A 21,838-nucleotide genomic window follows, 5' to 3' on the forward strand; every position below is an offset into this window, starting at 1 on the left:
GTTAATTTATTAGTGATTTATTGTTATAAAGTAAAATCAAAATTTCTAACATCGAAAAACCTATCAGATAAACCTAGATTTATTACAAATGACTAAAAAACAAGCAATTTTTAATTGGAGTGGAGGAAAAGATTCTGCTTTGAGTTTATATAAAATCCTTCATTCGGAAGAATATCAAGTGGATTGTTTACTGACAAGTATCAATGAACAATTTCGTAGAATTTCAATGCACGGCGTTAGAGAAGAATTGTTAATTCAACAAGCAGAAAGTATCGGTATTCCTTTAGTAAAAATGTATCTGCCAGAAATGCCTACGATGGAAGCTTATGAAAATGTGATGAGAAGTACTTTGCTGGATTTACAAAGTAAAGGAGCTACAGCCTCTATTTTCGGCGATATTTTTTTAGAAGATTTACGACAATACCGTGAAAACAAATTAGCAGAACTGGATTTAAAAGGTGTTTTTCCTCTGTGGAAAATCTCTACGAAAGATATTATCAAAGAATTTCTCGATTTAGGCTTTAAAACCATCACTACTTGTGTAAACGATAAGTATCTGGACAAAAGCTTTGTTGGAAGAATCATTGATGAATCCTTTTTAAATGATTTACCCGAGAATGTTGATCCTTGCGGTGAAAATGGAGAATTTCATACTTTTGTTTTCGATGGGCCGATTTTTAAAGAAGCAATTCCATTTGAAAAAGGAGAAATCGTTTATCGAAAATATACTCCTACAAAACAAAAAGACGATGCTAGTTATGATTGCGATGATTCAACACAAGAAAATCCATTTGATAATGGTTTCTGGTATTGTGATTTACTAAATAAATAATCTTGTAAATAGCTAAAGCAAAGTATATCGAAAATCCAAAAACAATATGGAAGAGCTATCCATCAAAGAATTTTTATCTCAAGAGATTAAAGCCTTCTTTAAACTTAAAAAGTCGGATAGACTTTGGCATATTCCTGTACTGGCTTCACTCTGTATAGGAATTCCGTTATTGATTGGCTTGGCTTTTGACAATGTAAAATCGGGTTTATTAGCAAGCCTTTCAGGACTTGTCATTTTATACATTCCTACTGCCAATTCAATCGTTAGCAGAATGGCAACCATGCTAATTTGCTCTTTTGGCTTCATGGTGTCTTATGCAATAGGTTTAATTTTTAGTTTTAACCCATTTGTTTCTACTATCGTTTTCGGCATTTTTTCAACGATGGTTTATTGGATTAACCTCTATTTTAAGACTAAACCGCCAGCAAGTTTTTTCTTTATTATGATTGGCTCTTTGGCAAGTGGGATGCCTCATGACTTATCAAGTATTCCTCAAAGAATTGGTTTAATTGCCATGGGAACCATGTTGGCTTGTACTTTGGCTTTACTTTACAGTTTTTTCGTACAGCGTAAAATTTACAAAAAAGACGCTATTATCATTTCTGAATTATTGGTAAAAAGTAAATATGCGGATTTAGTTGAAGCCATGATTGTCGGTTCATTTATGTTTACGTCAATGCTTATCGGACATGTTTTGAAATTCCAAAATCCTTATTGGATTCCGATTTCCTGTTTGGCTGTGATGCAAGGCGTAAATCTTTATCATATTTGGCAAAGAGTTATTCATCGCATTTTGGGGACTTTCTTGGGCTTAGGTTTATGTTGGCTTTTTCTATCGATTATCCACACGCCTTTCAGTATTTGTATTACAATTATTATATTACAATTTATCATTGAAATACTAATTGTTCGGCATTATGCTTTAGCTGTTATTTTTATTACGCCCATGACGATACTGCTCGCCGAGGCTGCCAATCCACTAATCCTTGACCCTGATTTATTAATTGCTACTCGTTTTTTAGATATTTCAATAGGCAGTTTAATTGGTGCAATTGGTGGTTGGTTTGTTCACAATGAAAAAATTCGTTTTTATACTATCATGAAAATCAGAAAAGCCAAATTGGTATTAATGGGGAAATAGGAAAAATATATTTACGCTGATTTTTTGAAATCTATAGAGACAGACTATCATGAATAAAAAAATACTTTTAGTAGAAGACGATTTTAGCGTTGTTGAATTTTTAAAAAAAGGGCTAGACGAAGCTAATTTTGAAGTATCCGTCGCCCTAAATGGAAATTCAGCCATCAGTATGGCATCTGAATCTTCTTTTGATATTATCCTTTTAGACATCATGTTGCCCGATAAAAATGGTATTGAAGTATGTAGCACATTGCGTTCTCAGGGCGTTAAAACGCCCATTCTTTTTCTGACGGCACTTGGTACTTCCGAAAACATCGCTTTGGGTTTAAATACTGGAGCAGACGATTATCTGGTAAAACCTTTCAAATTCATTGAATTGTATGCCAGAATCAATGCTCTTTTGAGAAGGACTTCTTATACTGACAACCTTTCAGATGAAAAAGTAAAAAATACATTTATCATCAGCGATTTAGTGATTGATGACGATGCTAAAACAGTAATGAGAGGAGAACAAAAAATTTCATTAACAGCCACGGAATATCGTTTATTACTAGTTTTAATGAAAAATAAAGGAAGAGTACTTTCAAGAATAGATATTTTAGAAAGTGCTTGGGACATTAATTTCAACATGGGGACAAACGTTGTGGATGTTTATATCAATTACCTAAGAAAAAAAATTGATGGTGATTTAGAAAACAAGCTTATCCATACTGTTGTTGGAATGGGATATGTACTAAAAGAAAAATGAAAACACAAACTAAACTAGCCATCATACTTGGTTTTCTGAGTACTACTCTTGTGGTGGTGTTTGGTATTTCTGTTTATTATTTTCTGGATAAATACTCTTATGTAGATTTTTATAAAAGGCTAGAAGCAAGGGTAAGTATTGCGACACAATACAGTTTAAATTCAGGAACGTTAAATGCAAAATACTTAAAAAGTTTAAGAGAACAGCATTTAGAAGCACTTGAAAAAGAAAAAGAATATCTGATAGAAGTTTCGCCTAAAACATCGTTTCAAGAAATTGCTCAAAAAAACAATTTACCCGTCAATTTTCTTATTTCACTCTCAAAAGTGGGAACTTACAATGAAAAACAAGGTAATTTATTTATAGCAGGTTCGCACTATAAAAAAGGGAATAAACGCTACTTTGTCATTGTTTCGGCAGAAAATTACTACGTTTCCAATCACTTAATTTTTTTGAGAACAGTATTAATTGGCGGTATTTCGATGGTGATTTTAATCGTTGCAATTTTCTCGTTTTATTTCTCTAAACATATTTTCGACCCAATTAAGGACATCACCGATAAAGTAAAACAAATCAGTACTGAAAACATTCATCTTCGACTAGAAAACAATATCAATAAAAGCATTGAAATCAGTGAGTTAACCAATACTTTCAACGAACTGCTCAATCGTATCGAAACGGCTTTTGAAATCCAAAAAAACTTTATCAGTAATGCTTCGCATGAACTTGGTACTCCGTTAACAACTATTATTGGCGAAGCCGATTTTTCATTATTAAAGCCCAGAAGCTCTGAAGAGTACACTATTGCCATTAAAAATATACTTCAACAAGCTGAACGTTTGAACGAAATCACGAAGTCATTACTCTTTTTGGCTCAAACTGGCTATAAAGGAAAAGCCATTACTTTTGAAATGGTGAGAATAGATGAAGTTATTTGGCAAACCAAAAGCTTAATAGATAAACTAAATCCCAATAATAAAATATTAGTTGATTTACGCCTCCTACCTGAAGACCCTAAAAAACTAAAAGTAAATGGCATTCAACAATTATTGCATTTAGCCTTTGCCAATATTCTGAATAATGCTTGTAAATATTCTAATAATAAACCTGTAACTGTACATATTGCATCTAGTAATTCTCAAGTAATTATTATCGTTGAAGACCAAGGAATTGGCATTCCTGAATCTGAAATCGACTTTATTTACGACCCATTCTTCAGAGCTTCCAATACCAATCTTTTTGAAGGTCATGGTATCGGGCTACCTCTAACCCGTAATATCGTTTCTCTACACAAAGGTGACTTAATTGTAAGTTCACAAGTAAATATTGGCACAAAAGTTCAAATAAGAATTCCATTGATAAAAATATAAATCTACTCTTATCGAATTCTAATCTCACTCTTAAAGGTTTATAATCTGTTCAAAATAGTTTTGTTATAATACTTAAGCAATAAGTGATGACAAAAACTATTTTAGTCCCGATTGATTTTAGTGTTGCATCGCTCAACACCCTAAAAATCGCACTGGAACCATACAGCGAAGAGCCTATCGAGGTAATCCTCATGTACTCTGAGTATTTGGATGATTCTATCACAGAATTATTATTTCATACATCCAACAAAACGGTTTCAAATCTTATTACTCCAGATTTCAAAGATGCACTTGAAATAATAATAAATAGATTCGATGGTAAAATTAAGTGTCTCCACATAGAAACATTTCATGGACACAACCAAAATGCACTGCGTACATTTTTAGAAGCTAATCATGTAGATGAGATTTACATTCCAAGTAATTATCAATTAAAAACTCCAAAGAAAACTTTCAGTCCAATTCCACTTATAAGGAAATCAAACTATCATATTATTGAAGTAAACATTGAAACCGATTTTGAATTAACAATTCAAGAACAAATCTTTTCATTGTTCAACTAACTCAAAGGCTATAGGTTTAAAAATAGAAAATTAATGTAAAAAAGTATGCTTTTATAAAGCGTACTTTTTTTGTTTGCTGACTGTTAAATGATTATTTCATATTAATAACCCACGGCAGTATCGTCTGCTCTTACATCGGCTCCGCCTTCGTAAGTGCCATCTGGTAAAACCAAAATACAGTCCATTCTACCAATCGTATTTTTTTGTGAATCTAGTTTATAACCTCTTTCACGCATTCTGATTAAGGTTTTTTCGGTGAATGCTCCTTCTTCAAAAGTAGTTCTATCGGGCATCCATTGATGATGAAAACGGAGTGCATCAACAGCCTGTTGCATTGACATTTGATGTTCTGCAACATTTAAAAATACTTGAAAAACAGAAGTAATAATGGTTGAGCCACCCGGAGTACCCAAAATCATCAATAATTTACCATCTTTCTCTACAATCGTTGGCGTCATTGAAGAAAGCATTCTTTTATTGGCAGCAATGGCATTGGCTTCGTTTCCGATTAATCCATACACATTAGGAACACCAGGCTTGATTGAAAAATCATCCATTTCATCATTCATTAAAAACCCTGCTCCGTCCACTACTACTTTACTTCCATACGAACCATTCAAAGTTGTAGTAATTGATACTGCGTTTCCTTCTTTATCTACAAAAGAGGAATGCGTTGTTTCTGGACTTTCATAACCGATAATATCTCCGCCTTTTACAATTTTACTATCTGTAGCTTGAGCGAATTGAAAATCTTGCCAACGTTTCTTTAAGTATTCAGCCTCTAATAATTCTTTCTGAGGTACTTTCACAAAATCTGGGTCGCCCAACCATTTAGAACGGTCTGCATACACACGACGCTCCGCTTCAATCATTACTTGGGTTGTTGAATCACTATGCCAGCCCCATTTTTGGAGCGGATAAGGTTCTACAAATTTCAATAATTGTAAAAGAGCTATTCCTCCGCTTGATGGCGGTGGCATAGAAATTACTTTCAATTTTTTATAATGCCCAATTACCGCATCACGCCAAACTGCATGATAATTATCTAAATCTTTTTGAGTGATAATCCCTCCTCCTCTTTTCATTTCTGCTAAGAGTAATTTAGCCGTTTCACCTTCATAGAAACCTTTTCTTCCTTGCTCTTGAATCAATCGAAGCGTTTTGGCTAAATCTTTCTGAATCAATACTTCACCTTCTTGCCATTTAGCTGTATCGGTTTTCATAAAGTATGTTTTCGTTGGATTAAATTTCAACAAATCTGCTTTTACATTATTCAATCCTCTGGCTTCTCTGGCTGTTAGTTTTACGCCATTTTCGGCTAAATCAATCGCTGGTTGCATTACTTGTTTCCAAGAAAGTTTACCAAAACGTTTATGTGCTTGTTCTAAACCATCAACAGAACCGGGCGTTCCACTGGCTAAATGCCCCAACCAGCTTGGCTGACCAGCTTTTATATTCTTATTTTCATCTAAATACATATCTCTGCTGGCATTTTCTGGTGCTTTCTCACGATAATCAAGTGTATAGCTTTTCCCTGTTTTATCACGATAAACCAAGAAACCGCCACCACCGATATTTCCAGCAGCTGGGTGAACTACAGCCAAAGCAAATTGTGTAGCCACGGCGGCATCAATCGCATTACCTCCTTGTTTTAAAATATCAGCACCTACTTGCGAGGCTACAGGATGTGTAGCTGTTATCATTCCATTTTTACCATAAACAGATGCTTTTTTGGCAAAAAATGGCGAGGCATTTGGGTCTTCGTTTGTGAATTGATAAAAGCCTTGATTTTCGGCAGGTTTTTGAAGAGCGTTATGCTGCGAGTTGGGCTGAGTAGTTTTACAAGCAACTAAACCTAAAAAGCATATTGATAAAGTAAGTAAATATTTTGAATTCATATTTGTTGATTTTTTATTCTCAATTTACAGAATTCAAGGAATTTAAGCAATTAAAATATCAGAATGCTGAGAGACAAGACCTTTTTTAAACTTGCTTATTCCTAACAATACACCATAATTTTCAATCAAAATATCAAAGTTATTTGCTGATGTATCACTTTGTTGTGGTGCTATTTGCTCAAACAATAATAGCTTTTGCAATATTGTTTACTGGCATGAAAATTTGCTATTTAGTTTATTCGATTTTTACACAACTTCCGATGAAACTAACCTCAAATAGCTATTTCAAAAAAGTCCTAATCATTAGCCTTTATGGTGTGATTGGTCTTTTGGTTTTACTAACAATTATCGGATTATGGGGATTAAAACCGCTATTATCAAAACGAATTCAATATGCTGTTTTGACAGCTACCAACAATTTATATTATCTCGATTTCAAAAATCTTCAGTATGATTTCACAACTGGTGAAGCTAAATTATCAGGAGTAACTTGTCGGGCTGACTCAACCTTGTACAATCAACTGAGAAGTAAAAAACAGATGCCTGATAATATTTATCAAGCCCAAATAAAAGAAATCCATCTGAAAGGAGTAAAACCTTGGAAAATCATTTTCTCTTCAAAACTAAACCTTGAATCTATCAGTATCAAAGAGCCAATTATACAGATTAATCATCAGAAACAGGTTTATAATTCATTTAAAACAGTTACGCCTTTTTATGTGATTCTTTCAAAATTCATTAAATCATTTTCAGTTGAAAAAGTAAGTTTAGACAATATCAACTTTACTTATATCGACCGCTCTAAACCTGAAATCCCTCGAACCAGTAAAGTAGAACATTTATTCGTTGAACTCTCTGATTTACAAATAGATTCGGTATCTCATAATGATAAGAGTCGCTTTTACTACATGAAAGAATGTATTTTCAAGTTAGAAAAACTGGAAATACTCACTGAAGATTCATTGAATAAATTTAAAATCAGTGAATTACTTTTCTCTACAAAATCACGCTTATTATCAATTCAACATCTGGAATTTGACCCACTTTTTAAACCAATAGCTTACGGTAACAAAACTCATGGCGACGATAGAATCAAAATTATTTGTCAGGATATAAAGCTGGACTCAATTGATTTACTCAAACTTTTTGAAGAAAAAAAGATTTATGCCAGTAACCTTTTTATAAATCAAGGGAAGATTAATGTGTTCACCGATACTCGTATTTTTAAAGTACCTCCAAAGGCAAAGTATCGTCCTTTTCCCCATGAAGCTTTTAGGAAATGGCAACTTAAATTTATGATTGATACCATCAAATTGAGTCATTTTAAAATAACTTATTCAGAATATAATCCAGAAACCAGATTAGTTGGCAATGTAATATTTGCCCAAACGAATGGTAAAGTATTCAACTTCACGAATGATTCTATTCCATTACTAAAAAATCCGCTTTGCTTGGTTTTTCTACAAGGTAAACTAATGGACAAAGCAAAAGTAAATATCAACTTTAACTTTAATGTAGCAGCATCCAAAGGAGATTTTAGTTGTAACGGTAAAGTAATAAATATGGCAATAGCCAATGTAAATCAAGTAACTGAAGCTTTGGTGATGGCAAAAGCACAACAAGGTTTCATTTCGTATTTTGCGTTTGAGATGAAAGGTAATAAATTTGGATTAACAGGTTCGACAACGATGTTGTATCAAGATTTGAATGTAATGATTTATAAGTTTCCACCGAAGAAAGGTATCTTCAAAAAACGCAAATTACTTTCTTTTATCGCCAATACTTTTGTCATCAAAGAAAGTAATCCTATCAGAAAAAAGCCTGCAAGAATTGCTACTATCAATTATAGAAGACTACCGAATAAACCTTTTTTTTATACGCTTTGGAAAGGTTTACTGGAAGGAATTAAAGGTTCGGTGATTTAGGTTTGGGTTTGTTCACAAAAACAATTAAGAAGTTCGTATGTGTAGTTTTTGTATCTTTGATTTATTAAAATATGTTTTATTTACAAACCTTTTGAGATAAAATGATGACAGTAAACCAAAAACCATTCTCTAATATTCAAATGGAATTATTGAATTTATATGCCATGGATATAGAGGAAGCAGACTTATTAAAGATAAAAAACTATTTAGCTCAGTTTTTTATGCAAAAAGCTATTGACGAAGCTGACAAAGTTTGGGAAGAAAATACTTACTCTGACGAATTAATGGACAAATGGCTTAATGAAGATAAATAATGAAATTAGTAAACTATTATATATTTAAAGATTAATAAACATGAGTCTTAACGAATTTAAAATCATAAAAAAGCGGTTGAAAAACTAATTTCAACCGCTTTTTTATGATTGATGAGTAATGAATTCCTACTGTTTGAGCGGAGCGAGGCGGTTCGCCGCTGCGATTAGGAATTCTTGATTTTCTTTTGCGACCGACGCTTTTGTTACTTTTCTTTTATCAAGAAAAGAAAAGTAAGGACGAGAATAAATCAAAAAAATATTGAAACCTTATAAAAATTGCCCTTTCAAAAGAAAAATCGGGATAACTCATGTTTGGACAATTATCAATAGAGACCTTATCTTCCTCCCGGAGGGCAATATTGTTTTAAATAATTAGTAAACAAAGTATTCAAATGGGCACGAGTACCTTCGCCTTCATAAATTCCATGCGAACGGTTTGGATATGCCATGAACTGAAATTGTTTGTTATACTTAATTAATTCATTAACCAATTGTTCTGCATTTTGATAGTGAACGTTATCATCTCCTGTTCCGTGGATATACAATAAATTTCCTTTCAAGTTTTTAGCATGAGTAATCGGCGAGCCATTGACAAAATCTTCACGGTTTTCTTGTGGAATGCCCATGTATCTTTCTTGATAAATATTATCATACGAAAGTTGATTCGCTACTGCTGCTACTGCAATACCTGTTTGATAAATTTCTGGATATTGGAAAAGTAAATTCAAAGTAGTTGAACCTCCACCACTCCAACCATGAACCGCTACTCTTGTTGGGTCGATATATTTATTTTTCAATAATTCTTTGGCAGCCATCGCTTGGTCACGGATATTGATTTGACCAATTTTACGATAAATCGCTTTTCTCCACTCACGTCCTTTTGGTGAAGGCGTTCCACGTCCATCAATCGAAACATAGATATAACCATCTTTCGCCATATCGCCACTATACAAACCATTTGAACCTGCCGAATAAGTATCTTTCACCGTTGCAGAAGCTGGTTCTGTATAAACCATAAATACAATTGGATACTTTTTAGTAGAATCAAAATCATAAGGTTTTACCATCCAAGCATCTACTGTGATGTTATCTTCCGTCTTGATTTTCAAAAACTCTACTTTATTTTTTCTTGGTTTTTGTTTAGCAATTTTCGCATCAATACTCTCAGCTTCGTTCAATGGTTTATGTTCTGGCAAAGAAATCATTTCACTTACTGGACTAACTGTTGAACTTGTAAAACGATGTTGAGCAAATTTCCCTGTTGGTGAAATATTATAACTATGCGTTCCTGCTTGGTTCAAAGGTGATACTCTTTCAGCTTTACCTTTTCCGTCTAAAGTTGTTTTGTATAAATACTGTTGCGTAGCATTTTCTGGCGAAGCCGTGAAGTAAATAACATTAGCTGTTTCATCGAAAGCCAATAAATTAATCACATCATAGTCGCCTACAGTAATCAACTTTTCTTTACCATCTTTTCCAACAATGTATAAATGGTTCCAACCATCTTTTTCTGATTGCCAGATAAAATCTTTACCATTTTTCAACCAATCCCAACCTACAGATTCACCGCCACGATTATTTACATTTACCCAAGCTTTGTCAGATTCACTATAAAATGTTTTTGCTTCTCCTGTTTTAATGTTACAAAGCATCAATTTTGTTTCATTTTGCTTTCTTGGTAATTGTTGAATAATGATTTCAGATGAATTACCAGCCCATTCCATTTTAGGAATATAATTGTTGGTAGATTCGCCTGGTACTTTCATCCAAGTTGTTTTGGCTGTTGCAATATCAACTACTCCTACTTTACAAGCCGAAGGCTTCTCTCCTACTTTTGGATATTCTACAGGAATGATTTGCGAATAAGTAGAATCTGTAGTGTTCAACATAAAATAATCACGAATGGTATTGGCATCAATTTGCCAATAAGCAACTGATTTACTATCTGGACTCCAACGGAAACCGTCTCTACAATCAAATTCTTCTTCATAAACCCAGTCGAAAGTACCGTTGATTAACTTCGTTGTTCCGTCTTTGGTCAAAGCTTTTATTTTGTTGGTAGCAAGGTCTTCTACATAAATATTATGTTTTGAAACATACGCTACTTTTGAACCATCTGGCGAGAATTTCGCAAACATCAATGATGATTCTGGCATTGTTTTACCCAACTGTTTGAATTCTTTGGTAGCCAAATTAAGCACCCAATAATCACCACGAGTATCTTGTCGCCATACTCTTTTGCTGTTGGTGTAAATCAATACTTTTTTTGCATCTTCCGAAAAAGTATAACTTCTGATGGGTAAAGCTTGTGTTTGTCCTTTAGGAATCAATAAATCAGCAGTAACAATAGTAGTTTTTTGTAAAGAGGGAAGACTTACTCTTGAGATTTGGCTACCTTCCAAAAGCGTGTAAGAAGTACCGTCGGTATCCCAATTAATGCCTTGTGCGAACAATCCTGCTGGAATAAGTATCAGGATGAGCAATAGTTTAGTAAAGTGTTTTTTGTTCATGATTTGTGATTGATGAATGAAAGACGAAAATAAGAAAAACATTTTGCTTATGGTGAGAATTGCTGAATCATTTTACTTAGTGGTGTTTTTAATCTCATTATTTATACTTTTAAAGTACTATGGTTTAGATTTATCTTCAAAACGGAAGTTGTAGCGGTAAACCCTTGCGGTTACCGCTCTTAAAACGGCAACCGCAAGGGTTTGCCGCTACAAAAAATATTAACATAAGAAATTTGAACACTATTAAATCCTTTATGAATCTAATTCATAATTCATAACTCCTATCTAACATTCTATATTCATTAGGACGTAAATCTCCTAAAGTAACATTTCCAATTCTGATTCTGATAAGTTCTAGTACTTCATAATGCAATTGGTAACACATCCTTCTGATTTGTCGATTCAAGCCTTGTACCAAAATAATTTTAAAGGTAAAATCACTGATTTTTTCAACCTGACAAGGCAAAGTAGTTTTACCCATGATTTTAATGCCACCAGACATTCTGTCGATAAATTCTTCATCAATTACTTTATCGACTGTCACCAAATACTCTTTTTCGGTTTGATGTTCTTTACGAAGGGTTTTATCAAAAAGGCGACCGTCATTAGTCAATAATAATAATCCTTCTGATTCTTTGTCTAATCTGCCCACGGGGAAAATATCTTCAAAAGGTAAAAGAGCTTTTAAGTTATCTGGAATATCTGTATTGAGTGTTGTTTCGATGCCACGAGCTTTGTAGAAAGCCAAATAAATCATCTTTTTCCCTTCTTTAATGATTGAATGGTTGTAGATTACTTCATCTTCCATTTCAATAATGATATTCTCATTGACCACCACACCATTAACCATCATCTCTCCTGATTGAATCAGCGATAAAGCCATTTTATTAGAAATTTGGAGCCGTTTAACGAGTAGATATTGAAGACGATTTCTGAAAGTCATTGGGGAATTAATATTTTGTTTGCAAGATACGGGAGTTTTTTTAATGTGACATGTAAGAGGTTTTTATAAAGTAGCATTTAAAGTTGAGTATATTTACTGAATAATGAGCATTATGCTTTTTAATAAAATACCATAAAAATGAATAAAACAGGACCAATAATAGTAATTGAGGACGATAGCGACGATCAAGAAATTTTAGATGAAATTTTTAAAGAACTTGATTTCAAAAATGAAATTATCTATTTCAAAGAAGGAGAAAAAGCACTTGATTATTTGACTAAAACTGCTTTAGAGCCATTCCTTATTCTTTCAGATATTAATATGCCCAAATTAAACGGCATAGAATTAAGAGAAAAAATTAATACAAATGAAGATTTAAGAATAAAATGTATCCCTTACTTATTCTTTACAACAAGTGGGGAACAAAAGCACGTTGTTGATGCGTATTCAAAGTCGGTTCAAGGCTTTTTTGTTAAGCCGAATACTTTTGAAAAGCTAAAACGCACGATAAAAATAATTGTAGAATATTGGTTAGAATGCGAATCACCGAATTACATTAAATAATTACCTTTTTTAGGAAGTAAAAACCCTTGAAAAATTATTTTGTAAGGTAGAAATATATATTTTAACCCTTGAAAAAGTATTTTGTAGGGTAGAAAAATATATTTTCACCCTTGAAAAAATATTTTGTAGGGTAGAAAAATATATTTTCACCCTTGAAAAAGTATTTTGTAGGGTAGAAAAATATATTTTCACCCCTGAAAAAGTATTTTGTAGGGTAGAAAAATATATTTTCACCCTTGAAAAAGTATTTTGTAGGGTAGAAAAATATATTTTCACCCTTGAAAAAATGCTCCTATTGCTTATCCCTTCACGCAAAACTCAAATGAAGATGGTGCATTGCACTATCCAAAAAGCCTTCTCAGTTGATTAAAATAGAGGGAATCGTGATTATTAATGGTTTAAAAAAACAGTAAGTTGTATTGACTTATTAGCTAATGATAATTAGTTGATTATGAAGCAATTCAGGTAAAACTTTGGTTTTTATAGTCTATTTTTTTTATTTTTAAGGAAAAACGTAAATACACATACATTTTGAGAAACATTCAATTATCAATGAACCTTTCTTACGACATACAACAGCATCTTGAAAATATAAAATCCTCTGTTTCACTAGGACGGTGGGAAGGAAATATAATGCCTGATTATTGTGCATTTGCACATTCAAAAAAGCGGAACATTTCTGCTGGACTTTGCAAAGATGGCATAGAGCTTTCTATGTCTGAAAAAGACTTTTGCTATGCAAGGGTTTTGACATCAGATATTGAAACCATAGCCCATTTGATTGATTTATGGTTGGGAAAGGGTTTATTCATAGAAGAACTGAAATCACGTTTTCAAGAAGTAGAATTGTTTGAAGGGTTTCCAGAGGATAAAAAAGGTAAAAGATTACTGAAGAAATGGAACGAAGTAAAAAATGCTTTTTTCAAAGACCAATATTCCTCCTCCACATTTCATTATGACATCTGTATAAAAATTCTTGAAGATGCAAAAAAGGACACAACTCTATCAAAAATGTATCCTTATATCAGTCTCGGAAAATTATGTTTTAGTGACCGTGCAAATGGGTTTTCTAATTATTTGTGCATCGCCCCGACACACTGGAAATCAATAAATGAAAAATATTTCGTCTTTATAACATCAGATAATAAAAATATTCAAATTAATATTGATGACCTTAATGAAGGTCTGGAAATCTTAAAACAAAACATTTACAGACTTAACGGACGTCCCAAAACATAACACCAAGTAACAAAGTTTTTTTGCCCTAGCTATCACAAGTCTTTTCTGACTTGAAACAATAAATAAAATGCAGACACAATCTGCAAGTACTTACCACCAAAGTCGAATATTATTTAATCAATCACCTCAGTAATAATTCCCAATAGACTATTTACAAAAAAATTATTGGAGGCTTTGAGATTCACTCAGTAGAAGGAAGGAAATTAAATATTACCTTAAAATAAAGATGGGATGCTACGTAAACATTCAACTCTTATCGGATTAATTATTTCAATATCACTGCTAGTGATTGCTACCTTGTACTATCCGGGTGGTTCACAATTTGATAAAAATGCTATCGGCTACGACTGGAAAAATAACTTTATCAGTAATCTTTTTGGCGAGAAAGCCGTGAATGGTTCAGATAATCCATCTCGCTTTTGGGCTGTTGGAGGAATGATTTTTCTTGCTGCTAGTTTTGCCAACTTCTTCATCGGGTTCTCTAAGAGAATACCAGCCAAAGGTGCTGCAAATGTTATAAAATACTTTGGGGCTATCGGTATGATATTTACTTTTTTAATAGCTACTCCCTTGCATGACACCATGATTACCATCGCAAGCACAATGTTCCTGCTAAGTTTATTTTACATTACTGTATTTGTATTCAAAACAAGGCTACATCTATTCAAATTCCTTTGCACAGTATTCCTTATTGATTTTTATGGTACTTTATTCCTTTATGGCTCTGGTTATTTTTGGGAGTTTTTACCGATAATGCAGAAAATTTTGTTCGCTAATACCATAATTTTAATTTTAGGCTTAGAGTATTTTACCAAAAAAGAAGATTTCCAACACATAAAATAGGTAAGTGAAATTTAGCGAAGAAGCGACAAACCTTAGCCACAATATTAAGAAACAGACAAGGTTTGATTAAACTGAAAATAACCCAGAATATTTAATTCATTACCATCATATAAGGCAATGTTTAGGGCATACTCTTTTGTTTCGTGTCCCACTAAAAAGTCGGAGCAGTACCAAAAATCTTTCTTCACGTATTGACAAGTAAGTGGATTGAAACTTTCGGGAACAATCGTTTTGACATCCGAAAAGAACTTTAGCTTTAGTGATTTACTTGAAATAGCATTAGCTTTAAGTTGATTAATTTGATAAAGGATTACTGGATTATCATAATTAGAGGTTTCAGAATAGGTGAAAAAATTTACTTCTACCGATGTATTTTTTGATTTAAGAATGTTGATATTCTTGCCTGAAAATCCTTTAATAGCTTCATTCTTTTGTCCAGATTTTACCAAATAGCTGTAAGAATTAGGTATTTTAGTTGGATTTAAAGGGTCTTTACTGGGGTTCAGAAAATCCCTTATCAACTGTTCTGTGAATACTATAATAGTAATATTTACGACCGAATTCATAATTGTATGATTTAAAGGAATGAATATACACTAGATAGATTCTCTCAATAATTCACTGATTTACAGGAGTTAAAAAGGTAAAGAGGTTAAAGTAATTGAAACTAAATATTGGAACAATCTATCTGTTTTGATATAACAAATTGCTCCAATACTTTAGGAAAATCAAACGTTATTTTGCGATAATCTGAGGATCCCAAGAGAAGTATCCGTAAAGACTTAAATCAGAATTATACACGGCAAATTGTAATCCATAATTTTCAGTACCTTTTTTGTTTACTGTGTTTTGAGCAAACCAAAAGTTTTGTGTAGGATTTGGGCTTTGTAATACCATTGGATTGAAACTTGCTGGAGCAACGGTTTCTACATCAGGGAATTGTTGCAATTCAAAATTAGGGTTTGAAAAAACATCGTCACCACCATATTTAAACAGGTTATACAAAATGACAGGACAGTCGTAGTTGTTGTATTCAGAAACTGCGTAAAAACGAACTACATCTCCCTGAGTTGCAGTAAAGCTAAGGTCTCCTGTTCCTTGTCCACTAATATCAGTTCCATCTGCTACTACCATGTATTGATAGGTATGGTCAATACCCGTAGGTTTGTTTTGGTCTGTACTTGGACTCGTGAAGGTTTTCATTAATCGAGTCGTATCAATAATGATATTGACATTGATGATTTTGTTCTTTGACATGGTTATAAAAGTTTTGAGATTGTTCCTACTCGTATGGCTTTTCAGAATACGCCCTTATAGTAAATGCTTCTATAAGTAAGTTCGTTTATTAAAGTGGTCGCTGAACTCCACTCATCAGAAATTTTTGATGATACAAAGTTGACTCTAAACACAAGGCTATAAAAGATGATAAATAGCCCTTTTTGTAATCAGTTATTTATACCTGATTTACTAAAAAGCACGGGTATAAATACCTGTTTTTAAGAATAGATTGGTTGTTCTTGATAGTTTCTAACTATGCTTTACTTATTATTGTGTCGTATTAAACATGATACTATTGAGCGGGCCTGCTAAATAAGAGATTGTTGTATTAAACCTTTAATAATAAAAATAACCATGAAAAGTATAAGCTTAAAAATCGCCACTATTTTGTGTGTAATCACGATGATTGCCTGTAATAATTCAAAAGATGAAGCATTGAATGAAGGTCGCCCAGCACCTGTACCAGTTGATTCTTTACTTGTATCCAGAGGACAAGCCATGTTGAATATCGCTTATTTTGATTCTGTAAGTAGCAAGCAATTATCAGACATTCCTATTAAGGCATATACCATTAGATCACAAGAATTATTAATTGCGATGGGTTTAGATTCATCATTAATCAGTAAAGTCATTTATAATAATGTCCGTGTGTATTTAGCTTATCAACCAAATGGTGAAAAAGAAGGAACACCAGGTTATAAATTGTATATTGTACCTGTAATTGGTGCCAATTTAGATGCCTATCCACCGATTGGGGGAAAAGATGTAATGCTTGATAAGAATGGAAAAGGCATTAAACCAGAGCTACTAGGTAATTATTCAGATGGTGACCAATATGTATTAGATTTAAACACACCATGCCCCAATACTTGTGCCATTAATGAAGACCTTTTAACGAAGAAAAAGTTGTAATTGATAATGAATATAGCCAAGATAATATTACTGTTATCGGATTTACCGGTACTGTTAACACTTATATACACCATTGTTTGCTTTAAAAAGTTGAATAAAGCATTAAGAGTATTTGCCTACTTTATATTCTTCTCAAGCTTTATACAATTGCTTTCTTTGGTGTTTTGGCTATATCGCATGAACAACTTGCCTTTACTTCACCTGTACGTACCAGTTGGCTTTGTACTATTGGCTTGGTTTTATAGAACCATCTTAGGCGATTTTATTAACAAGAGAATAATATGGTTTTCATCCATATTATTCTCTATTTTTAGTATCATTAATTCACTAACACTCCAAAAAGTTTTCACTTTCAATTCAAATGCCTTAACCGTTGAATCTATTCTAATTATCATCCTCGCTCTTTTCTCTTTTATGGTTTTCTTGAATGATATTGTTAAGCAAAATTCTTACAATGATATCATCAGTCTTAACTGGATAAATTCCGGATTATTTATTTATCACACTTCCAATTTGTTGATATTCTATTTTGGTGCTACTATTGTAAGTAAGTTTTCAGTGGACACCAATCTTTATACATGGATACTGCATGCTTTTTTCTCTATTATCATGTATTGTTGCTTTTTTATTAGCTTATGGAAACGGTCACGCAGTTGAGTATTGTTGAAACCATATTACCTATGACGGTTATTGTGTTTATAATAGCGATAGGTGTAGTACTTTTGAATCAGCATTTTCACAAAAATTTATTTGAACAAAAGCTTAAACAAGAATCCCTAAAAATACTTTATCGAAACGAGCTACTCCGTTCCAGCATACTTATTCAGGAAGAAGAACGTAAAAGGATTGCTCAAGATTTACATGATGAGTTGGGTGCAGTGCTTTCTATCATGCGTATGCACTTGATAGTATTAGAAAAAAAAATCATAAAAGATAATGCCAATGTGCTGGCAGATGTTGAAAATGTCCGTCAACTTTCAGAATCTGCCCTCAGTAGTATTCGGAGTATTAGTCACCAATTAATGCCACCACAATTAGAGAAATTTGGATTAATAAAAACATTAGAGTCTGTTACCAATCAAATCAATAAAACAGGTAAAATACAGATTCACTTAACTACCTCTTGCGACGATACGCCTATTCTTACTTGGGCAATCAGTTTAGGTTATTACAGAATTATTATGGAATTAATTAACAACACCATTAAACATGCCAATGCCTCAGTGATTGATTTAAACATTTTATGTAATACTTTTGACATACAATGTAAATACACCGATAACGGTTGTGGTATTAACATTGAAAATAGTGCTACAGGTTTAGGACTCAAAAGTATTGAAGGTAGAGTAACAGCCCTAAACGGAACATTAAAATGGGGCAATAACGAAAATGAAAATGGATTTTATGCCTTTATTGAAATACCAATTGACAATACAACCCATAATAACCCATAACAATTATTTTATCAATTTTCAGGAAAGAACATTATCTAAACATATGTTATTATGGAAGAAAAAATAAGAGTTGGGTTAGTGGAAGATCAAGTACTTTTTAGAGAGGGAATGAAAGGTATTCTCAATCACGCCAGCAACAATAAGTTTGAAGTAGTTTTTGAGTGCGGAGATGGCTACTCCGTAATTGACAAGTTAAAAAATAGTCAATCCATTCCCGATGTAATGTTGGTAGATATTTCTTTACCAGCCAGACCCGACAAAAAAGAATTTAGCGGTTTGGATGTTACCAATGTGTTACTAACGACTTTCCCTAACGTACGAATTCTAATACTATCTGTTCATGAAGACGAGAATTTTATAACAAATTTAATCGAACATGGTGCACACGGCTATTTGGTAAAAGACAGCGACCCACAAGAAGTATTCGATGCTATTCAATCTGTTTACAGCAAAGGTTCTTACATTAACGAACTCACTTTGAAGGCAATCCAAAGTAGAATGGGCAAAAAAGTGAAGAGTAAAAAAATGAATGTTACTATCACCAAAAGAGAAGAAGAAATCTTACAGCTTGTCTGTCAACAATATACTGCCGAAGAAATTGCAGAAAAACTTTACATCAGCGTAAAAACTGTCAATGGACATAGAAATAATTTACTCCAAAAAACTGGTTCTAGAAATGTTACAGGTTTAGTATTATATGCTATTAAAAACAGTATTTTTTCGTTGATTTGATGAGAAATTTAATACTTCTACTTACCAGTCAGCATAAGTAGAAGTATTAAATTATAGAATACGAATTTATAATTCAAATCGTTTTCCTTGTTCTGGAAAAATTAGATTTAATCCTAAAGTATTTTGTTCGGTTAACTGTTTTTTAATTTTTACTTCATTCACTGCTGGTGGTTTTAGGTGTGTAATGATAACGTTAAAACCTGTCAATGCTTCTTTGCCTGTCAATTCACTTAATTTATTCATTTCCTTCATCAACCAGTTAGGCGTAAGATGTCCGAATAAAAACTTATCAGGTTGTTCGTTTGGAAATGATACTTCAATAAAAATACCTTTCAATTGTTTTTGCTGAATGAGCGGTGCAATTTCTTTCCAAAGTAAAGCCAATTTATCACTTCTCTCTACTTCATCTGGCCCAGTATCGCCCAAATACAAAGCATAATTATTTTGATTTTTAATCAGAAAAGCGGTACTCTGATATGGATTTACGTGACTTAATGGTAAAGCCTTCACCGTCATAGAAGTATTCGTGATAGCACTTTCTTCGCCTGTTTTTAACGTTTGAAAATGATATTTTTTCAATGGAAAACCTTTTCCTTCATCTCCAAAATTAGCCCAAGTTTCATCATTGAAATAATGATTTTGCATCATTTCCATACATTTTTGGGTGGCATAAACGGTTTTGGAAGAATCTCCTGGAGAATTAATGATTAAACCAGAAACGTGGTCGAGATGAGCATGTGAGATAAAATAGCCTTTAATATATTTCCTAAGTACTTCACTGGCAGAAACTTTAAATACTTTATTGTTAACTGCTTTTTCTATCCCTGCATAAACGGTTCCTGCATCTAAACAAACATAATCGTTTGTGGAAACAGGAGCGAGAAGGTAAGCTGAAAGATTTTTCTCATCAGTCCCCCCTTTTACGCCTAAAGGCACAACTTGAAAGGCAGCTGGTTGCTTTTGTTGAGCAAAAAGCTTTGCTGAAAATAATAGGAAGCAAATTAAAAGACGATAATACATGTTTGAAAATTGGTTTGCTGAATAATTGAAGAGATTTAAACATAAAAATACCTCCTTCTTTTCAGAAAGAGGTATTTTATGGATTAAGATTTTGCACTATAGTATTTTGTAAATATCAACAGCATCAATTTTATCTTTCAACTCTTTGATATTGATACTTGATTTAATGGCTGAATCTTTCTTTTTCTTCTTAGCTCCCAATTCTTTAATTAAATCATCATAAACCATTTGTGCTGGTTTTTCGCCAACAGCTTCAATGATATTATTGGTTTTGGCAACATTGATTGACTGCTTTACCAAATCAAAATAACGATTTTCTAAATCAAAATATTGGTCATGAATACCTATAAAACGGTTACACAGTGCCTGTAAATAATCTAAATTATTGTTGACATGACGAATATCTAATTCTGTTTGTAGCATATCTGTCAAGTTCGTTTTCCCATCCTTTTGAGTGTATTTACTTTCAATGTCGCTAATTCTTTTCTTGACATAATCAGTTGTAAATTCATTCACCATGTAGTTGAAGTAATCATCTAACGACTCTTCGTTCCTTATATCCCTAGGATTATATCCAATTTTCTGCACATCTTTTTTGAATTTCTCAAGTAAATCCAACTGTAATGCTTCTAACAAAGTAACTGTTTGTGAACTAGCATTGGTATTGGTTAAATTGGCTTTATCCAAAGCGTTATAAAAACCTGTGTAGCGTTGAAGCTCCTTTTCAAATTCACGAATTTTATCAAAATTCACCTTTTTATCTTGCACACCAGCCGCATAAGCTACATTTACCGCTGCCGTAGAAAGATTGACAGCCTGTGAAGCATAAGGAATTAAACCTACAATTGGGCTATCTTTCAAGCTTTTCAGTACCGTCATGAAACGTTCGTTTTTCTCTTTTTTGGTAAAAATAGCTTTACTTTGAGCCGTCTTCATAATTACTTCTTCAAAAGAAAAACCTAAAGGACCTTTTTCAACCGAACTCAACTTCTTTATATAACCTTGATAGTCTTGATTAATTACTTGAGATTTTAAATCAATAATATCATCACTCAAAATTTTATAAACCTCGGCACTTTTTACCAAGTTTGTTCTAATTTTTTCCCATTTTGTTTTGTCGCTTATTGATTGACTCTTTGAAATGTCAGTTAAAGAACGACTTTGCATTTCTAAACGGCTTTTCAAATTTTCATTTTCACTTTGTAGTTTACCAAGTGAACCTTGAATATTAATGAATACTGAATCTGAAAATACTTGAGAGAATCCTGCATAAGTACAAAACAGATAGCTGATAGCAGTTAATAAGATTGTTTTTTTCATGAAATAATACAAAATGTTATTTTTAATTAAACGCTTAGGTCTTGTGAATTATTGGTTAAAGTTTTCACTTATTTCTTGAAAATCTATTTGGTTCTGTAATATTTTTTGAAAAGAGAATATAAGTACAATTATTTTCAGCAAAATCTTCGGTATTTACAATTTACTATTTTTTTAAAAAAGGGCTTTTAGTGAAAGATAGACCATATTCATGCAAAATGAATGGTAACGAAAA

Annotated in this window: 21 protein-coding genes; 13 read left to right on the top strand and 8 right to left on the bottom strand. The window is 32.7% G+C overall.

Annotated features, from left to right (window positions below):
* The first annotated feature begins 88 nt into the window (after positions 1–88).
* From HNP25_RS08935 to HNP25_RS08955, 5 genes are all read left to right on the top strand, one after another.
* On the top strand, positions 89–832 hold the full coding sequence (locus HNP25_RS08935; protein WP_184133443.1) for a Dph6-related ATP pyrophosphatase: 744 nt from the start codon (positions 89–91) through the stop codon (positions 830–832).
* Positions 833–878: 46 nt separating this feature from the next.
* Complete coding sequence (locus tag HNP25_RS08940) at positions 879–1,973, top strand: FUSC family protein (protein WP_184133445.1); 1,095 nt, start codon at positions 879–881, stop codon at positions 1,971–1,973.
* Between the two features lie 49 nt (positions 1,974–2,022).
* Positions 2,023–2,721: a response regulator transcription factor gene (locus HNP25_RS08945; protein WP_184133447.1), complete on the top strand. Its 699-nt coding sequence runs from the start codon at positions 2,023–2,025 to the stop codon at positions 2,719–2,721.
* Complete coding sequence (locus tag HNP25_RS08950) at positions 2,718–4,091, top strand: sensor histidine kinase (RefSeq protein ID WP_184133449.1); 1,374 nt, start codon at positions 2,718–2,720, stop codon at positions 4,089–4,091. The genes HNP25_RS08945 and HNP25_RS08950 overlap by 4 nt, the downstream gene beginning before the upstream one ends.
* Positions 4,092–4,177: 86 nt before the next feature.
* Positions 4,178–4,654, top strand: a complete 477-nt coding sequence (locus HNP25_RS08955; protein WP_184133451.1) for a hypothetical protein — start codon at positions 4,178–4,180, stop codon at positions 4,652–4,654.
* Between the two features lie 101 nt (positions 4,655–4,755).
* Here the strand turns inward: HNP25_RS08955 and ggt are convergent, their stop codons facing one another.
* Both ggt and HNP25_RS08965 read right to left on the bottom strand, forming a co-directional pair.
* Positions 4,756–6,552, bottom strand: coding sequence for a gamma-glutamyltransferase (ggt, locus tag HNP25_RS08960; protein WP_184133453.1), 1,797 nt, complete (start codon positions 6,550–6,552; stop codon positions 4,756–4,758).
* 42 nt (positions 6,553–6,594) lie between these two features.
* Positions 6,595–6,753, bottom strand: coding sequence for a hypothetical protein (locus HNP25_RS08965; protein WP_184133455.1), 159 nt, complete (start codon positions 6,751–6,753; stop codon positions 6,595–6,597).
* A gap of 59 nt (positions 6,754–6,812) precedes the next feature.
* Here HNP25_RS08965 and HNP25_RS08970 point away from each other — a divergent pair, with 59 nt between their 5' ends.
* Both HNP25_RS08970 and HNP25_RS08975 read left to right on the top strand, forming a co-directional pair.
* Positions 6,813–8,477 carry a hypothetical protein gene (locus HNP25_RS08970; RefSeq protein WP_184133457.1) on the top strand — a complete coding sequence of 555 codons (1,665 nt, stop codon included), beginning with the start codon at positions 6,813–6,815 and terminating at the stop codon, positions 8,475–8,477.
* A 101-nt stretch (positions 8,478–8,578) separates the two neighbouring features.
* Positions 8,579–8,791: a hypothetical protein gene (locus HNP25_RS08975; protein WP_184133459.1), complete on the top strand. Its 213-nt coding sequence runs from the start codon at positions 8,579–8,581 to the stop codon at positions 8,789–8,791.
* 335 nt (positions 8,792–9,126) lie between these two features.
* On the opposite strand, the gene HNP25_RS08980 is transcribed toward HNP25_RS08975, so the two are convergent.
* Both HNP25_RS08980 and HNP25_RS08985 read right to left on the bottom strand, forming a co-directional pair.
* Positions 9,127–11,301: a S9 family peptidase gene (locus HNP25_RS08980; protein WP_184133461.1), complete on the bottom strand. Its 2,175-nt coding sequence runs from the start codon at positions 11,299–11,301 to the stop codon at positions 9,127–9,129.
* A 265-nt stretch (positions 11,302–11,566) separates the two neighbouring features.
* Positions 11,567–12,184: a pseudouridine synthase gene (locus HNP25_RS08985; protein WP_229202824.1), complete on the bottom strand. Its 618-nt coding sequence runs from the start codon at positions 12,182–12,184 to the stop codon at positions 11,567–11,569.
* A gap of 198 nt (positions 12,185–12,382) precedes the next feature.
* Between HNP25_RS08985 and HNP25_RS08990 the strand changes: the two genes are divergently transcribed.
* From HNP25_RS08990 to HNP25_RS09000, 3 genes are all read left to right on the top strand, one after another.
* Positions 12,383–12,808 (top strand): response regulator, encoded by a 426-nt coding sequence (locus tag HNP25_RS08990; RefSeq protein WP_184133465.1) that lies wholly within the window; start codon positions 12,383–12,385, stop codon positions 12,806–12,808.
* A gap of 552 nt (positions 12,809–13,360) precedes the next feature.
* Entirely contained in the window at positions 13,361–14,047 is a 687-nt protein-coding gene (locus HNP25_RS08995) for a hypothetical protein (protein ID WP_184133467.1), read from the top strand.
* Positions 14,048–14,278: 231 nt separating this feature from the next.
* The gene (locus tag HNP25_RS09000; protein ID WP_184133469.1) at positions 14,279–14,890 is read left to right on the top strand and encodes a hypothetical protein; all 612 of its coding nucleotides are present in this window, start codon (positions 14,279–14,281) and stop codon (positions 14,888–14,890) included.
* A 44-nt stretch (positions 14,891–14,934) separates the two neighbouring features.
* Here the strand turns inward: HNP25_RS09000 and HNP25_RS09005 are convergent, their stop codons facing one another.
* Together HNP25_RS09005 and HNP25_RS09010 are read right to left on the bottom strand one after the other, a co-directional pair.
* Positions 14,935–15,456: an AidA/PixA family protein gene (locus HNP25_RS09005; RefSeq protein WP_184133471.1), complete on the bottom strand. Its 522-nt coding sequence runs from the start codon at positions 15,454–15,456 to the stop codon at positions 14,935–14,937.
* Positions 15,457–15,625: 169 nt separating this feature from the next.
* Positions 15,626–16,147, bottom strand: a complete 522-nt coding sequence (locus HNP25_RS09010) for an inclusion body family protein (RefSeq protein WP_184133473.1) — start codon at positions 16,145–16,147, stop codon at positions 15,626–15,628.
* 375 nt (positions 16,148–16,522) lie between these two features.
* Here HNP25_RS09010 and HNP25_RS09015 point away from each other — a divergent pair, with 375 nt between their 5' ends.
* From HNP25_RS09015 to HNP25_RS09025, 3 genes are all read left to right on the top strand, one after another.
* Positions 16,523–17,080 carry a hypothetical protein gene (locus HNP25_RS09015; RefSeq protein ID WP_184133475.1) on the top strand — a complete coding sequence of 186 codons (558 nt, stop codon included), beginning with the start codon at positions 16,523–16,525 and terminating at the stop codon, positions 17,078–17,080.
* Between the two features lie 635 nt (positions 17,081–17,715).
* On the top strand, positions 17,716–18,534 hold the full coding sequence (locus HNP25_RS09020; protein WP_184133477.1) for a sensor histidine kinase: 819 nt from the start codon (positions 17,716–17,718) through the stop codon (positions 18,532–18,534).
* A 51-nt stretch (positions 18,535–18,585) separates the two neighbouring features.
* Positions 18,586–19,266, top strand: a complete 681-nt coding sequence (locus HNP25_RS09025; protein ID WP_184133479.1) for a response regulator transcription factor — start codon at positions 18,586–18,588, stop codon at positions 19,264–19,266.
* A 66-nt stretch (positions 19,267–19,332) separates the two neighbouring features.
* Here HNP25_RS09025 and HNP25_RS09030 read toward each other — a convergent pair whose 3' ends face one another.
* Both HNP25_RS09030 and HNP25_RS09035 read right to left on the bottom strand, forming a co-directional pair.
* On the bottom strand, positions 19,333–20,286 hold the full coding sequence (locus tag HNP25_RS09030; protein WP_184133481.1) for an MBL fold metallo-hydrolase: 954 nt from the start codon (positions 20,284–20,286) through the stop codon (positions 19,333–19,335).
* A gap of 96 nt (positions 20,287–20,382) precedes the next feature.
* The gene (locus HNP25_RS09035) at positions 20,383–21,606 is read right to left on the bottom strand and encodes a hypothetical protein (protein WP_184133483.1); all 1,224 of its coding nucleotides are present in this window, start codon (positions 21,604–21,606) and stop codon (positions 20,383–20,385) included.
* Positions 21,607–21,838 lie beyond the last annotated feature (232 nt).

The organism is Arcicella rosea (assembly GCF_014204325.1).
Taxonomy (GTDB): domain Bacteria; phylum Bacteroidota; class Bacteroidia; order Cytophagales; family Spirosomataceae; genus Arcicella; species Arcicella rosea_A.

Coding starts and splice junctions, on each gene's coding strand:
- HNP25_RS08935 (WP_184133443.1), top strand. CDS start 89: ATGACTAAAAAACAAGCAATTTTTAATTGGAGTGGAGGAAAAGATTCT.
- HNP25_RS09035 (WP_184133483.1), bottom strand. CDS start 21,606: ATGAAAAAAACAATCTTATTAACTGCTATCAGCTATCTGTTTTGTACT.
- HNP25_RS09000 (WP_184133469.1), top strand. CDS start 14,279: ATGCTACGTAAACATTCAACTCTTATCGGATTAATTATTTCAATATCA.
- HNP25_RS08950 (WP_184133449.1), top strand. CDS start 2,718: ATGAAAACACAAACTAAACTAGCCATCATACTTGGTTTTCTGAGTACT.
- HNP25_RS09030 (WP_184133481.1), bottom strand. CDS start 20,286: ATGTATTATCGTCTTTTAATTTGCTTCCTATTATTTTCAGCAAAGCTT.
- HNP25_RS08980 (WP_184133461.1), bottom strand. CDS start 11,301: ATGAACAAAAAACACTTTACTAAACTATTGCTCATCCTGATACTTATT.
- HNP25_RS08975 (WP_184133459.1), top strand. CDS start 8,579: ATGATGACAGTAAACCAAAAACCATTCTCTAATATTCAAATGGAATTA.
- HNP25_RS08985 (WP_229202824.1), bottom strand. CDS start 12,184: ATGGCTTTATCGCTGATTCAATCAGGAGAGATGATGGTTAATGGTGTG.
- ggt (WP_184133453.1), bottom strand. CDS start 6,552: ATGAATTCAAAATATTTACTTACTTTATCAATATGCTTTTTAGGTTTA.
- HNP25_RS08990 (WP_184133465.1), top strand. CDS start 12,383: ATGAATAAAACAGGACCAATAATAGTAATTGAGGACGATAGCGACGAT.
- HNP25_RS08955 (WP_184133451.1), top strand. CDS start 4,178: ATGACAAAAACTATTTTAGTCCCGATTGATTTTAGTGTTGCATCGCTC.
- HNP25_RS08995 (WP_184133467.1), top strand. CDS start 13,361: ATGAACCTTTCTTACGACATACAACAGCATCTTGAAAATATAAAATCC.
- HNP25_RS09015 (WP_184133475.1), top strand. CDS start 16,523: ATGAAAAGTATAAGCTTAAAAATCGCCACTATTTTGTGTGTAATCACG.
- HNP25_RS09020 (WP_184133477.1), top strand. CDS start 17,716: ATGGAAACGGTCACGCAGTTGAGTATTGTTGAAACCATATTACCTATG.
- HNP25_RS09005 (WP_184133471.1), bottom strand. CDS start 15,456: ATGAATTCGGTCGTAAATATTACTATTATAGTATTCACAGAACAGTTG.
- HNP25_RS09025 (WP_184133479.1), top strand. CDS start 18,586: ATGGAAGAAAAAATAAGAGTTGGGTTAGTGGAAGATCAAGTACTTTTT.
- HNP25_RS08940 (WP_184133445.1), top strand. CDS start 879: ATGGAAGAGCTATCCATCAAAGAATTTTTATCTCAAGAGATTAAAGCC.
- HNP25_RS09010 (WP_184133473.1), bottom strand. CDS start 16,147: ATGTCAAAGAACAAAATCATCAATGTCAATATCATTATTGATACGACT.
- HNP25_RS08970 (WP_184133457.1), top strand. CDS start 6,813: ATGAAACTAACCTCAAATAGCTATTTCAAAAAAGTCCTAATCATTAGC.
- HNP25_RS08945 (WP_184133447.1), top strand. CDS start 2,023: ATGAATAAAAAAATACTTTTAGTAGAAGACGATTTTAGCGTTGTTGAA.